Source organism: Streptomyces sp. NRRL WC-3626, from assembly GCF_000718785.1.
Lineage (GTDB): Bacteria > Actinomycetota > Actinomycetes > Streptomycetales > Streptomycetaceae > Streptomyces > Streptomyces edwardsiae.
Genome location: NZ_JOCA01000088.1, coordinates 1 through 205 on the forward strand (window position 1 = coordinate 1; position 205 = coordinate 205).

Below are 205 nucleotides of genomic sequence, written 5' to 3' on the forward strand. Positions count from 1 at the left end.
GAAGTCCAGGAAGATCATCAACAGGAACATGCCACCGAACGCGGCGATCGCCGGGTGGGCGTCGGTGACGAGTTCCTGGTAACGGTCCTTGTCACTGAGCGCGAGGTCGACCGCCTCGATCGGCCCGAGCTGGGCACTGACCGCGACGATCACGACGGGGAAGACCAGTCGCATACCGAAGACGGCGATCAGAATGCCGATGGTG

Annotated in this window: 1 protein-coding gene; it reads right to left on the reverse strand. The window is 62.9% G+C overall.

The window, feature by feature from the left end; genetic code table 11:
• On the reverse strand, window positions 1-205 hold a 205-nt coding region (locus IF28_RS0135940; RefSeq protein WP_030229692.1), incomplete at both ends, for a DUF475 domain-containing protein.